The sequence below is a fragment of the Bacillus sp. m3-13 genome (assembly GCF_000175075.1).
GTDB classification, from domain to species: domain Bacteria; phylum Bacillota; class Bacilli; order Bacillales; family Bacillaceae_I; genus Sutcliffiella_A; species Sutcliffiella_A horikoshii_C.
Window position 1 is genome coordinate 333,174 of the sequence record NZ_ACPC01000019.1, and the last position, 14,546, is coordinate 347,719.

The 14,546-nt window shown below is 41.7% G+C and carries 11 protein-coding genes; all 11 read left to right on the forward strand.

Going from position 1 to position 14,546, the window contains the following annotated elements:
- Positions 1-152: 152 nt before the first annotated feature.
- The 11 genes from citZ (at position 153) to ytaF (ending at position 14,542) form a co-directional block, all read left to right on the forward strand.
- Entirely contained in the window at positions 153-1,271 is a 1,119-nt protein-coding gene (citZ, locus tag M313_RS0112250) for a citrate synthase (RefSeq protein ID WP_010195657.1), read from the forward strand.
- Between the two features lie 115 nt (positions 1,272-1,386).
- On the forward strand, positions 1,387-2,655 hold the full coding sequence (icd, locus tag M313_RS0112255) for an NADP-dependent isocitrate dehydrogenase (RefSeq protein WP_010195660.1): 1,269 nt from the start codon (positions 1,387-1,389) through the stop codon (positions 2,653-2,655).
- Between the two features lie 230 nt (positions 2,656-2,885).
- On the forward strand, positions 2,886-3,824 hold the full coding sequence (mdh, locus tag M313_RS0112260) for a malate dehydrogenase (protein WP_010195662.1): 939 nt from the start codon (positions 2,886-2,888) through the stop codon (positions 3,822-3,824).
- Positions 3,825-4,108: 284 nt separating this feature from the next.
- On the forward strand, positions 4,109-4,585 hold the full coding sequence (locus M313_RS0112265) for a MaoC/PaaZ C-terminal domain-containing protein (protein WP_010195664.1): 477 nt from the start codon (positions 4,109-4,111) through the stop codon (positions 4,583-4,585).
- A 149-nt stretch (positions 4,586-4,734) separates the two neighbouring features.
- Positions 4,735-5,463 carry a response regulator transcription factor gene (locus M313_RS0112270; protein WP_010195667.1) on the forward strand — a complete coding sequence of 243 codons (729 nt, stop codon included), beginning with the start codon at positions 4,735-4,737 and terminating at the stop codon, positions 5,461-5,463.
- The gene (gene pnpS / locus M313_RS0112275) at positions 5,456-7,225 is read left to right on the forward strand and encodes a two-component system histidine kinase PnpS (RefSeq protein WP_010195668.1); all 1,770 of its coding nucleotides are present in this window, start codon (positions 5,456-5,458) and stop codon (positions 7,223-7,225) included. Before M313_RS0112270 ends, pnpS begins: the two co-directional genes overlap by 8 nt.
- 531 nt (positions 7,226-7,756) lie before the next feature.
- Positions 7,757-8,722, forward strand: a complete 966-nt coding sequence (hflK, locus tag M313_RS0112280; RefSeq protein WP_010195669.1) for an FtsH protease activity modulator HflK — start codon at positions 7,757-7,759, stop codon at positions 8,720-8,722.
- The gene (hflC, locus tag M313_RS0112285) at positions 8,715-9,647 is read left to right on the forward strand and encodes a protease modulator HflC (protein ID WP_010195670.1); all 933 of its coding nucleotides are present in this window, start codon (positions 8,715-8,717) and stop codon (positions 9,645-9,647) included. The genes hflK and hflC overlap by 8 nt, the downstream gene beginning before the upstream one ends.
- A 306-nt stretch (positions 9,648-9,953) precedes the next feature.
- Positions 9,954-12,587 (forward strand): DNA polymerase I, encoded by a 2,634-nt coding sequence (gene polA, locus M313_RS0112290; RefSeq protein ID WP_010195671.1) that lies wholly within the window; start codon positions 9,954-9,956, stop codon positions 12,585-12,587.
- A 24-nt stretch (positions 12,588-12,611) separates the two neighbouring features.
- Complete coding sequence (mutM, locus tag M313_RS0112295) at positions 12,612-13,445, forward strand: DNA-formamidopyrimidine glycosylase (protein WP_010195672.1); 834 nt, start codon at positions 12,612-12,614, stop codon at positions 13,443-13,445.
- A 455-nt stretch (positions 13,446-13,900) separates the two neighbouring features.
- Positions 13,901-14,542: a sporulation membrane protein YtaF gene (gene ytaF, locus M313_RS0112300; RefSeq protein WP_010195674.1), complete on the forward strand. Its 642-nt coding sequence runs from the start codon at positions 13,901-13,903 to the stop codon at positions 14,540-14,542.
- The last annotated feature ends 4 nt before the right edge of the window (positions 14,543-14,546 follow it).

Sequence of the window (14,546 nt, forward strand, 5' to 3'; positions counted from 1 at the left end):
AGCATTTTCTTAGTTTGCGAGATTCTGAATTAATGAATTTCTCTAAATATTTATACAGAGCATTGATTTTTATCATTATGGTGAGCAAGCGTTCGGGTGGACAATGGTAGTTAAGGATTTGAAGAAATTCTCACATAAAGGAGAGGTTTGAAATGACAACAACTAAAGGTCTAGAAGGAATTGTAGCAACAACTTCTGCTATCAGTTCTATTATTGACGACACACTAACGTATGTTGGCTACAACATTGATGACTTAGCAGACTATGCTAGCTTCGAAGAGGTAATCTATCTTTTATGGCATCAAAAATTGCCTAACAAGGAAGAATTGGCTTCCCTGAAGAAAGAATTAGCGGAAAATGCTGCTCTTCCTGAAGAAGTCATCAATCACTTTAAAACTTATCCAATTGATAAAGTACACCCTATGGCTGCTTTACGTACGGCAGTATCATTACTAGGTTTATACGATGCAGAAGCAGATAACATGGATCCAGAAGTAAACTACCACAAGGCTGTTCGTCTGCAAGCTAAAATGCCGACAATTGTGACAGCGTTCTCAAGAATCCGCAAAGGGTTGGATCCGATTGCTCCAAGAACAGATCTTGGCATGGCAGCAAACTTCTTATATATGTTAACTGGAGAAGAGCCATCTGAGGTTGCAATTGAAGCATTCAATAAAGCATTAGTTCTTCATGCTGACCATGAGTTAAATGCATCTACTTTCACTGCACGTGTATGTGTAGCGACATTATCTGATGTGTACTCTGGTGTTACTGCTGCAATCGGAGCGTTAAAAGGCCCATTGCATGGTGGAGCAAACGAAGCGGTTATGAAGATGCTTTCTGAAATCGGTGAAGTTGAAAATGCGGAAAGCTATATCCGTGAAAAACTTGCAAATAAAGAAAAAATCATGGGCTTCGGTCACCGTGTATATCGTCAGGGAGATCCTCGTGCGAAGCACTTGCGTGAAATGTCTGAGAAGCTTACACATTTGACCGGACAACCGAAATGGTATGAAATGTCTGTGAAAGTGGAAGAAGTTGTGACTTCCGAGAAGCCGCTTCCACCGAATGTTGATTTCTACAGTGCATCTGTGTACCACTCTTTAGGAATCGATCATGACTTATTTACACCAATCTTCGCTGTGAGCCGTGTATCCGGTTGGTTGGCGCATATCCTTGAACAGTATTCCAACAACCGCCTGATCCGCCCTCGTGCAGATTATACTGGCCCTGGCAAGCAGGATTATGTACCAATTGAAAAGCGTAGCTAATTTAGCTTGATGCTACAACAAGATACATTGATTGAATTTTTGCTATAATACAAGGGGAGGGGAATTCCCTTTCCCAAACATCTATTGTCATCATATTTCTTAGGAGGTTTTTACTTTGACACAAGGAACAAAAATTACAGTTACAGATGGCGTACTAAACGTACCTAACAACCCGATTATTCCATTCATCGAGGGAGACGGAATTGGTCCTGACATTTGGGCATCTGCATCCCGTGTTTTAGAAGCAGCTGTTGAAAAAGCATATAAAGGTGAAAAGGAAATTGTCTGGAAAGAAGTATTGGCTGGAGAAAAAGCATTCAACCAAACTGGTGAATGGTTACCAAGTCAAACACTTGATGATATCCGCGAGTACATAATTGCAATCAAAGGACCTCTGACTACTCCGGTCGGTGGCGGAATCCGTTCTCTTAACGTTGCTTTACGTCAAGAGTTGGACCTTTTCACATGCTTACGTCCTGTTCGTTATTTCCAAGGAGTTCCTTCTCCTATTAAACGCCCAGAGGATACTGACATGGTTATTTTCCGTGAAAATACAGAAGATATCTATGCTGGTATCGAGTACGCAAAAGGCTCTGAAGAAGTAGAAAAGTTAATCAACTTCCTTCAAACGGAAATGGGAGTTAACAAAATCCGTTTCCCTGAAACTTCCGGTATCGGAATCAAGCCTGTATCTGAAGAAGGTACTTCCCGTCTTGTTCGTGGTGCAATCAACTATGCAATCGAGCATGGCCGCAAATCCGTTACACTAGTTCACAAAGGAAACATCATGAAGTTCACTGAGGGTGCTTTCAAAAACTGGGGTTACGAGCTAGCTGAAAAAGAATTCGGCGATAAAGTATTCACTTGGGCACAATATGACCGTATCGCGGAAGCGGAAGGTAAAGATGCTGCGAACAAAGCTCAAGAAGCTGCAGAAGCAGAAGGCAAAATCCTAGTGAAGGATTCCATTGCTGATATTTTCTTACAACAAATCCTTACTCGTCCAAAAGAGTTCGATGTTGTTGCAACAATGAACCTGAACGGTGACTATATCTCTGATGCACTTGCTGCACAAGTAGGTGGAATCGGAATCGCTCCTGGAGCAAACATTAACTACGAAACTGGTCACGCAATTTTCGAAGCTACACATGGTACTGCTCCGAAATATGCTGGTCTTGACAAAGTAAACCCATCTTCTGTTATCCTTTCTGGTGTATTAATGCTTGAGCACCTTGGCTGGACAGAAGCTGCTAAACTTGTAGTAGATTCTATGGAAAAATCCATCGCTTCTAAAGTAGTAACTTACGACTTTGCACGTCTAATGGACGGCGCAACAGAAGTAAAATGCTCCGAATTCGGCGACGAACTAATCAAAAACATGTAATTTCAAAAAAAAGCAAAAACTCTCGAAGGGTTTTTGCTTTTTGAAAATAAACCAGCACTCGAGCTGTTGATTGGAGCACAGGGCGAAGACTCCTGAGGGAGATAGCGGTAGCTTGAGACCCCTGAAGCGCTGTGAGGAGGCTCAAGCAGCGCCCCTAGCAAAGCGAAGCCCAGTGCGTAAATCAACAGCGGTGTAAAAGTTGTTCATTAATAGGTTAGGGAGGAATGAATATGACAATGAGACGTAAAAAGGTATCGGTGATCGGTGGAGGCTTCACAGGCGCAACCACTGCATTCTTACTCGCGCAAAAAGAACTCGCAGACGTTGTACTTGTAGACATCCCGCAAATGGAGAATCCTACTAAAGGAAAAGCTTTAGACATGTTAGAAGCAGGTCCTGTCCAAGGATTTGATGCAAACATTACAGGAACATCCAACTATGAAGATACAGCTAATTCCGACATCGTTGTCATTACAGCCGGTATCGCCCGTAAACCAGGGATGAGCCGTGATGATCTAGTTACCACTAATCAAAACATCATGAAAAGTGTTACAAGAGAAGTGGTAAAACATTCTCCTGATTGCTATATCATCGTGTTGACAAATCCAGTAGATGCTATGACATATACTGTGTTCAAAGAGTCAGGCTTCCCGAAAAACCACGTTATTGGTCAATCAGGAGTGCTAGATACAGCTCGTTTCCGTACATTTGTGTCACAGGAACTAAATCTTTCTGTCAAAGATGTTACAGGGTTCGTGCTTGGAGGTCATGGGGATGACATGGTGCCACTTGTACGCTACTCCTATGCAGGTGGGATTCCGCTAGAAACATTGCTTCCGAAAGACCGACTGGATGCAATTGTGGAAAGAACAAGAAAAGGCGGCGGGGAGATTGTCAACCTGCTTGGCAACGGCAGTGCCTATTATGCACCAGCCGCATCAATGGTGGAGATGGTGGAAGCGATACTGAAAGACCAACGCCGAATCCTACCTTCCATCGCTTATCTTGAAGGAGAATACGGACACGATGGAATCTACCTTGGTGTACCGACAATCCTTGGTGCAGGTGGTATCGAAAAAATCATCGAACTAGAACTGACAGAAGAAGAAAAAGCGGCACTTTCCAAATCTGTCGAATCCGTCAAAAGCGTCATGAATGTCCTATCCTAATACCTTTAAAATATCAATGATTTATAGCTGTTGATTGGAGCACAGGGCGTAGACTCCTGAGGGAGATAGCGGTAGCTTGAGACCCCGCAACGAAGTGAGGAGGCTCAAGCACCGCCCCTAGGAAAGCGAAGCCCGGTGCGGAAATCAACAGCGGTATTTAACAGGGGATCTCTTCTGGAAGAATGTAACTAATCCGGGGATTATGTCTCCTAATTTTAAAAACATTATTGAAAACGTTTACAAAGAACAAGGGGTATTTTCCAACATCATCAGGGGGTGTATGTATGTTACTAGGTAAAAAGAGAAAACTCGGAAGAAAACTTGCAGAAATTCAAGTCGGCGAAAAACTTGAACTGACCGAAAAAATAGAAGACAAAGACCTACTATTATACCTTGGGTTAACCAATGACGCGAACCCTCTCTATATTCAGCACGACTATGCGTCCCAAACGCCATTTAAAAAACCAATCGTACCAAGCATCATGCTAACAGGTATCATAACTTCCGCCGTATCAAAATATTTACCCGGACCAGGAAGTCATGTCGTACACCAAGATATTTCTTTTCCAAAACCAGTCTACCACTATGGAAGCGTTCAATTTCTTTTTGAAGTGGTAGAAATCAACGAAAAAGACCATTGTGTCGTAATGAGTGTTCATGGTACAAATGAAGAAAATCATACTGTTGCCAAAGGATCCATTACAGTCTGTCCTCCTCATCGTCTTGAACCGATGGAGAGCAGCGCGATGGAAAACTTTTAAGAAGAGCTTAGTTCTAGGCTCTTTTTTTATTTTGCTTTATTGTGGTGAATAATGATAACGTGTAAAATGGAAAAGTAATGATAGAGATATAAAAGAATTGGCAAATGGATGAAAAATGGGTTTTCCAAAACAGTTGGTGGAGGAAAAGAATGAATAAAAAAATTCTTATCGTGGATGATGAACAATCAATCGTGACCTTGTTACAGTATAATTTACAGCAAGCTGGCTACGATGTTTCCGTTGCAATGGACGGGGAAGAAGGGCTGAATAAAGCAATGGAAGAACGATTTGATATGATCGTTTTAGATCTTATGCTACCTAAAAAAGATGGAATAGAAGTATGTAAAGAGTTAAGGCAGCACAAAATCCATACACCAATCCTGATGCTTACTGCAAAGGATGATGAGTTTGACAAGGTGTTGGGACTTGAGTTGGGCGCCGATGATTATATGACCAAACCTTTTAGTCCAAGAGAAGTGGTTGCAAGGGTAAAGGCGATTCTCCGCAGAATGCAACAAATGACAGGTAATACAGAGGCGCCTAAAGTAGAAGAGGACACTTCTGAAAAGATTGTCATCGGGGATGTTAAGATATTGCCAGAACACTATGAAGCTTATTTCCGTGAGGAACGATTGGAACTCACGCCAAAGGAATTTGAGCTATTGGTCTACTTGTCTAAGAATAAAGGCAGAGTGTTGACGCGCGATCAACTTTTGAGCGCGGTGTGGAACTATGATTTTGCCGGGGATACACGTATTGTGGATGTTCATATAAGTCACTTGAGAGAAAAAATAGAGACCGATACGAAAAAACCTACATATATAAAAACAATTAGAGGGCTTGGGTACAAGCTGGAGGAACCGAAAATACATGAATAGGTTCCGCTCAAGGCTGCTGTTTGCACTCATCACCTTGATTATCGTGGTGCTTGTGTGCCTGGGGCTTTTGCTTGGGCAGCTCTTTAAAACCTTTTATTTAAACACCTTTAATCAGAGGCTCATCAAAGAAACAGAACTTGTCACGATGTTGGTGGAAGAGGAGACAAGTGTGACACCTGTTCTGCAAAAACATTTAAATGATGTTAGTAAGACCTTAGCTGCAAGAATTAGCATTACCGATAAGGATGGAACGGTAGTATATGAAACCAAAGGCCCGACTGTGTCTGGCATAGACTCACATCAAGAGATAATAAAAGAGGCAGTTCAAAAAAATAAGAATCGTGACAGAATATTTTATGAACAGAATAATGAAATGTATTATTACGGGAATTCCATTTCCAGGAATGGTGTTCGAGATGGGTTTCTAATGCTAAGTACTCCGATAGATTCTCTCCAAAGGATTAATCAACAGATTTGGGGATTATTAATTGCAAGCCTTGGTGCGGCGTTTGTGGTTATTTTGCTTCTTGGAGTTAGAATCACCTCCCAATACACCAGGCCAATTGAAGCAGCAACCAAAGTGGCCACGGAGCTTGCGAAAGGGAACTATAAAGCCAGGACCTTTGAGGAACATGTGGATGAAACAGGTATGTTAAGTCAATCCATCAACATATTGGCACGAAACCTTCAAGATATGACGAAAGCGCAAGAAATGCAGCAAGATCGCCTACGGACTCTAATTGAGAGCATGGGGAGCGGGTTGATATTAATTGATGGTAGAGGCTATGTGAACCTCATCAATCGCGCTTATAAAGAGACATTTGATGCAGATCCTGGAGAATATTTGTACAGGCTTTATTATGAAGCCATAGAACAAAAAGAAGTTGTCACCATGATTGAAGAGATTTTCATGACCGAGGTAAGTGTTCGAAAGCAGATTTTGCTTCCGTTAACAATCGAACGCAGACACTTTGAAGTATATGGAGCGCCTATCATTGGCGTTAACGATGAGTGGAAAGGGATTGTCCTTGTATTCCATGACATTACAGAATTGAAGAAGCTTGAACAAATGAGAAAAGATTTTGTCGCCAATGTGTCGCATGAATTAAAAACACCAATCACATCTATTAAAGGATTCTCAGAAACCTTATTGGATGGAGCGATGAACGACAAAGATACATTGGAGTATTTTCTTTCTATCATATTAAAAGAAAGTGACAGGCTTCAATCACTTATTGAAGATCTACTTGATCTCTCCAAAATCGAGAAACAGGGATTTAGATTAAACCCACAGTATTTAGAAATAAACGAGCTTTTAGAAGAGATATTCGTAATATTGGAAGGCAAGGCACGGGAGAAAGAAATAGACCTTGTTTTATCCAAACCTAAAAAAGAGTTGTATTTATTTGCAGATGCCTCCAGGATTAAACAGGTTTTCATAAATCTTATTAACAATGCCATCGCATATACACCAGCCGGTGGAGAAGTAAAGGTGAAAGTAGAAGAGGTAGACAAAGAGGTAGTCATTGTTGTGTCCGATACTGGTATTGGGATGGAGCAGGATGAGATTCCAAGAATTTTTGAGCGCTTTTACCGTGTGGATAAGGCAAGGAGCCGAAATTCAGGTGGAACCGGTTTAGGACTTGCGATTGTCAAGCATATCGTGGAAGCTCATCATGGTAGTATTTCTGTAACGAGCGAGTTGAATAAGGGGACAGCCTTTACGGTGAAATTGTCTAAGGAAAATGAAGATTTACAATAGCTTTACATGTCTTTCATAGGTCCTTTACAAACCTTTGTTATTATAATCTATGAAAACCCCTTCATCCAAGGAGCCAATTTTGGAAGAGGAGAGAGCCCACCCTGCTCTCTCCTTCTTTTTGTTTAAAGATTAAGAAAGTATATATTTCGGTTGATTTCCGTTCCAGGCGCTTCGCTTGCCTGCGGGCGGTCCGTGAGCCTCCTCACTCCGTTGGAGGCCACTGAAAAACCCAATAACCTATCTTTTGGATAATTAATAGCTGTTGATTGGAGCAATAGGCGGAGACTCCTACGGGGGAGTAGCGACAATGTTGAGACCCCGCAGCGCAGCGAGGAGGCTCAAGGTCGCCCCACGGAAAGCGAAGTCATTTGCGGAAAGGAACAGCGGGAGCTATTCAATTTACTTAGTTTTACATTAAAAGTACCGAACGGTTTTTGCACGGTTTTCCTAAATACATATAAATAATGAAACCTTCCCTTTCTTCATACGTATTAGTTATAGAGAATATAAAAAGGGGAGAATACAACTTTGATGAGTTTAAAGCGAATTTACACGACCGTTTTTCTTGTAATACTTGCTGCTGTCATAGGGTCAGTTGCTTTAACGTCATGGTACACGGTAGATCAATCAGAACAAGCTGTGATCATGACATTTGGAAAAGTAGAAGAAGGAATCAGTGAACCGGGGCTGCATTTTAAAATGCCTTGGCCAATCCAAAACGTAGAGACAATGTCTAAGGAGACATTCAGTTTACAATTCGGCTATGAAGAAAAAGATGGAGAAATAGTTGAATTCACCAATGATACAAAAATGATAACAGGTGATGAATATATCGTCTTGGCAGATATGGTTGTCATGTGGAAAATAACCGATCCGGGAAAATACTTATTCAATAGTGATGATCCACAGGATGTCCTATACAATGCAACATCCGCATCATTACGTAGTATCATCGGTAGCACTCAGATCGATGAAGCATTGACTTCAGGAAAAGCACAGATTGAAGTAGAGGTATTTGACCTACTTACATCTCTGATGGAAACCTATGATATTGGTATTTCCGTTACATCGGTCAATCTTCAGGATGTGGAATTGCCAAATGCAGAGGTTCGCAAAGCCTTTACAGATGTTACAGATGCACGTGAAATGGAAAACACGAAGAACAATGAAGCGAAAAGATATCAAAACCAACGCATGAATGAGGCAGAAGGGGAAAAGGATGCCATCATCTCCAAAGCAGAAGGGGAAAAGGCGGAAAGAATTGAGCGCGCACGTGGTGATGTGGCGAAATTCAATTCCTTATATAACGAATACGTGAATGCGCCTGAATTAACGAAAAAGCGTCTTATTTTAGAAACGATGGAAGAAGTATTACCGTATGCCGAAATCTACATCATGAATGATGACGGCAATACAATGAAATATTTCCCGCTCCGAACCGAAAACCCAGCACCAAAGCCACCAGCGAACCCGGAAGGAAGTGGGAACAATGAGTGATCAAAACATTATCAATCTTGAAAAGAAAAAGCCTGATATGCAATGGAAAACCGTTATCCGTGGAGGATTATTTGGAGCAGTGATCCTTATCGTTCTTGGAATAATCCTTGCAAATGTATTTATTGTAAAAGAAGGCGAATATAAGGTAGTCAGACAGTTTGGAGAAGTAGTGAAAATTGTGGAAGAGCCTGGCTTGAATTTTAAAACACCCTTCATCCAATCAGTTACGACTGTGCCAAAATATCAAATGTTATATGATGAAGCAAGTGCTGAAATAAACACTCGCGATAAAAAACGAATGCTAATTGATAATTATGTAGTATGGAGAGTAGAAGATCCAGAATTAATGATCAGTAACCTTGCAAGTCTTGTGAATGCCGAAACAAAAATGTCTGAGTTTGTATTCTCTGTTGTCAGAACAGAACTTGGACAATTAAATTATGGTGATATTATCAACGATGAAAAGTCATCAAGAGGAAGCTTGAATGACAGAGTAACAGAGAGAGTAAATGAACTGTTGGCAAGAGATAAATACGGAATTGTGGTGACGGATGTCCGCATGAGAAGAACCGACCTGCCGCCTGAAAATGAAGCTGCCGTGTTCACCCGTATGATTTCTGAACGTCAGTCAACGGCTCAAGAATACCTTTCTCGCGGAGATGCCGATAAAAACAGAATCATGGCAAATACAGACCGTGAAGTGAAAGAAATACTGGCAAAAGCTGAAGCTGATGCAGATACAATACGTGGTCAAGGGGAAGGGGAAGCTGCTAAAGTCTACAATGATGCATTCTCTAAAGATGCAGAATTCTACGAGCTTTACCGCACACTCGAATCCTATAAAAAGACAATCGATGGAGAAACCGTCATTGTCCTTCCTTCCGACTCCCCATACGCCAAACTCCTAATGGGCGGAATGGAATAACATAAATATTTTTATGTAATAAGATGAGTGGATTGGAGCGGAAGGCACTCGACTCCAGCGGGGGAGTAACGGTAGGTTGAGACCCCTGAAGCGTTGTGAGGAGGCTCAAGCACCGTCCCGCGGAAAGCGAGTGCCTGCAGCGAAAAGCAACGACTAAACTTAAGAGTAAAGCCTCACTATAAACCACAAAGCCACAATTTTTGTTTCTGTTCTTATCCATGATAGAATAGAAGAAGAATTGTGGCTTTTTTTAGTTAGGATTATACATACGAAAAATCAAAAAGAAACAAAGGAGGAGTAGCAAACATGGCAAAAAACAAACTAGTACTGATCGACGGAAACTCCATTGCCTATCGTGCGTTCTTTGCACTTCCACTATTGAGCAATGAAAAAGGAATACATACCAATGCCATTTACGGCTTTACGATGATGCTGATGCGCATTTTAGAAGAAGAAAAACCAACACATATGCTTGTGGCATTTGATGCAGGCAAAACAACATTCCGCCATAAAACGTTCGGAGAATACAAAGGTGGACGCCAAAAAACGCCACCAGAACTATCCGAACAATTTTCCTTCCTTCGAGAACTACTAGATGCATACAACATCAAAAGATACGAACTGCCTGAATATGAGGCGGATGATATTATTGGCACACTTGCTCAACAAGCAGCCAAAGATGATTATGAAGTGAAAATCATTTCAGGAGACAAAGATTTAACCCAGCTTGCAACTGATAAAATCACGGTCGATATTACGAAAAAAGGTATTACAGATGTCGATTCTTACACTCCTGCTTTCATTGAAGAAAAATATGGATTGAATGTGGATCAAATCATCGATATGAAAGGTCTGATGGGAGATTCTTCTGATAACATCCCTGGTGTTCCTGGCGTTGGAGAAAAAACTGCCATCAAACTGTTAAAGGAATTTGGTAACATCGAAACACTTCTTGAATCCATTGATCAGGTCAGTGGAAAGAAACTGAAAGAGAAGTTAGAAGATAATAAAGAGCAGGCAATTATGAGCAAGCAGCTCGCCACCATTATGACCGAAGCACCTGTAGAAGTTACCGTAGAAGAGCTTCTTTATGAAGGCTTCGATAAAAAGAAAGTGGTCGACATCTTCAAAGAACTTAGTTTCAACTCCCTACTAGACAAGCTTGGAGAAGATGGAGAAACAGTGACAGAGGATCTAGAGGATATTTCCTTTGAAATATTAGAAGAGGTAAAAGAGGAGCACTTTGCAAAGGAAAACTTTTTCATGGTGGAAGTACTGGACGAAAATTATCACCGTGCAGATATCCAAGGAATTGCCCTTGTAAATGAGACCGGAAACTATTTTATTCCGACAGAAGTAGCGTTGCAGTCAGAAGAATTTGCGGCATTTGCTTCAGATCATAAAAGGAAAAAGACAGTTTTTGATGCCAAAAGAGCGATCGTAGCATTGAAGTGGAAGGGAATAGAACTGAACGGAATTGACTTCGACTTTATTATTGCCTCTTATATTGTGAATCCGTCGGAGACATCTACGGACCTTGCAGAAATTGCCCGTAAAAAAGGCTATTATCAGATCGAAACAGATGAAGCTGTTTACGGAAAAGGTGCGAAGCGTGCCGTCCCTGATCAGCAAAAGGTTGCAGACCATTTGGTGAGAAAGACTTTCGCGATGCAAGAGATGAAAGAGTCATTTATCCACGAGTTAAAGGACAATGAACAGTTAGAGTTATTTGAAGAGCTGGAGATGCCGTTGACATTGGTGCTGGGCGAAATGGAAGCACTTGGCATTAAAGTAGATAAAGCTCGATTAGAAGAAATGGGAACAGATCTTGGTGAGAAGCTGGAAAAAATTGAAGAGAAAATTTTTGACCTGGCAGGTGAAAAGTTCAACATTAACTCTCCAAAACAGCTTGGAGTCATCCTTTTTGAAAAGCTTGGTTTACCACCTGTTAAGAAAACCAAAACAGGCTATTCGACTTCTGCAGACGTGTTGGAAAAGCTTGCTGAAAAGCATGAAGTTATTCAGCAAATCTTACACTACCGTCAATTAGGTAAATTGAAATCGACGTATATTGAAGGCTTATTAAAGGTGATCCACGAGGACTCTAATAAAATACACACTCGCTTTAATCAAGCGTTAACCCAAACAGGGCGATTAAGTTCCATTGATCCAAACCTACAGAATATCCCTGTTCGCTTGGAGGAAGGTAGAAAGATTAGAGAAGCGTTTATTCCTTCCCATGAGGATTGGGTGATCTTTGCTGCCGATTACTCTCAAATCGAACTAAGGGTTCTTGCACATATAGCAAATGACGAAAAACTGATTGAAGCATTTAAAGAAGATGCGGATATTCATACAAAAACCGCTATGGATGTGTTCCATGTTTCGGAAGATGAAGTCACTTCCAATATGCGTCGTCAAGCAAAAGCGGTAAACTTCGGAATTGTTTATGGCATCAGTGATTACGGCCTATCACAGAGCTTGGGTATTACTAGAAAAGATGCAAAAACATTTATTGACAGATACTTGGAAAGCTTCCCTGGAGTGAAAGAATACATGGAAGACAGCGTCCTGGATGCAAAAGATAAGGGATACGTTACAACACTTCTACATCGACGTCGTTACCTGCCAGAGATAACAAGCAGTAACTTCAACTTAAGAAGCTTTGCTGAAAGAACAGCGATGAATACACCTATTCAAGGAAGTGCCGCTGATATCATCAAAAAAGCAATGATTGATATGGCAAACAGACTAGAAGAAGAAAATATGAAATCTAAAGTTCTCTTGCAAGTACATGATGAACTTGTTTTTGAGGCTCCTAAAGATGAAATTGAAAAATTAAAGAAGATCGTACCAGAAGTAATGGAGCAAGCAGTGGAATTAAAGGTCCCGCTTAAGGTAGATTATTCCTACGGCTCTACATGGTACGACGCGAAATAATTGTTTTTATGAGGATGTGTTACCATGCCAGAACTTCCTGAGGTTGAAACGGTCAGAAAAACACTGGTTGAGCTTGTACAAGGGAAAACAATCAAACAGGTGAAAGTCTTATGGCCCAAAATGATTAAAGAGCCGGATGATGCCGCTCTTTTTGAGGAAATGCTCATTGGGCAGGAAATTGTGAAAATCGGAAGAAGGGGGAAATTTCTTCTCTTCTACCTTACCGATTATTGCATGGTTTCTCATTTGCGAATGGAGGGCAAATATGGCCTCTTTCAGAAAGAGGAGCCGGCAAATAAGCATACCCACGTGTTCTTCTATTTTGAGGACGACACCGAACTTCGCTACCAGGATGTTCGCAAGTTCGGTACGCTTCATCTTTATAAAAAAGGAGAGGAACTTGCAGCCAAATCGCTTGCAAGTCTGGGACCTGAACCATTTGAGGATGAGTTCAACCTTGATCTTCTTAAAGAAAGACTTGCCAAAACAAACCGAAATATCAAAGCGGTCCTATTAGATCAAACGGTTGTGGTGGGCTTAGGGAATATTTACGTGGATGAGGCGTTATTCCGTGCAGGTATCCATCCTGAGAGAATCTCAAGCAGTTTAAACGAGAAAGAGCTGATAGAGCTGCAACGCGAAATAGTCCTGACTCTTCAAGAAGCTGTCGACAAAGGTGGAAGCACGATCCGTTCCTATGTAAACTCACAAGGTCAAATCGGCATGTTCCAGCTCGAGCTTTTCGTCTACGGCCGTAAAGGAGAGCCATGCAGAAAATGTGGCCATGAAATCGAAAAAACAGTCGTAGCCGGCAGAGGCACCCACACCTGCCCAAAATGTCAGCCAAAACCGTTATAGTAGACTTTATCTCCCCTTTTGCCTGAAGAGCAGGGTGTGAGACTCCGGCGGGAGGTAGCGGTAGGTTGAGACCCCGCAACGAATAAGGCCACCGAAAAACCAATATCATATAGTACTTTCTGATTTCGAGCTGTGGATTGGAACAAAAGGCGAAGACTCCTGAGGGAGATAGCGCTAGGTGGAGACCCCACAGGCGAAAGCCGAGGAGGCTCCAGCAGCGCCCTTAGGAAAGCGAAGCCATTTGTGGAAATCCACAGCGGTGTCTATACAACAATACCTAAATTGAAAAACTTTTTAGTGGCCCGCAACGAAGTGAGGGAAATTCAAGCACACGCCCCGCGGAAAGCGAACACCCGGATCGTAAGGAAAAAGGGAGTCAGGTAAAAAATAATTAGAACACATCGAATGGGCTCCTGCCATATACTATCCTAGTGATAGTTAGGGAGGAGCTCTTAATGATTCCATACATCTCACTTATCCTACTAGCCTTTGCCGTTAGTCTGGATAGCTTTAGTGTTGGCTTGACATATGGCCTAAGAAAAATGCATATGCCGCTTAAATCAATCAGTATCATCGCGTGTTGTTCGGCCGTCTCGCTTTTGCTTGCCATGTTAGTAGGCACCATACTTATGAAATTTCTCTCCCCTGCTTTTGCAGAGACAATTGGTGGAAGCATTCTAATCCTATTAGGAATGTGGGTTCTCTATCAGTTTTTCCGTGCCAGTACAGCCGAAGACAGTACCTCTTTTGCAGATGAACGCATATTGTTCAATCTTGAAATCAAATCACTCGGTGTTGTCATCAACATTTTGAGAAAGCCAACAGAAGCAGACTTTGACCGTTCAGGCTCCATCACCGGGTTAGAGGCCTTTTTTCTTGGCATTGCCCTGTCCCTTGATGCTTTTGGAGCGGGAATCGGTGCAGCCTTGCTTGGTTATTCTCCCGGTGTGATGGCCATTTCAGTAGCTGTGATGAGTTCGTTATTTGTGATCACCGGGATAAAATTAGGAAGGGTGTTCTCCACCGTTTCGTGGATTAACAAGTTCTCCTTTTTACCAGGCGTATTACTTATTGTTATCGGAATTATTAAAATGTAAGAAG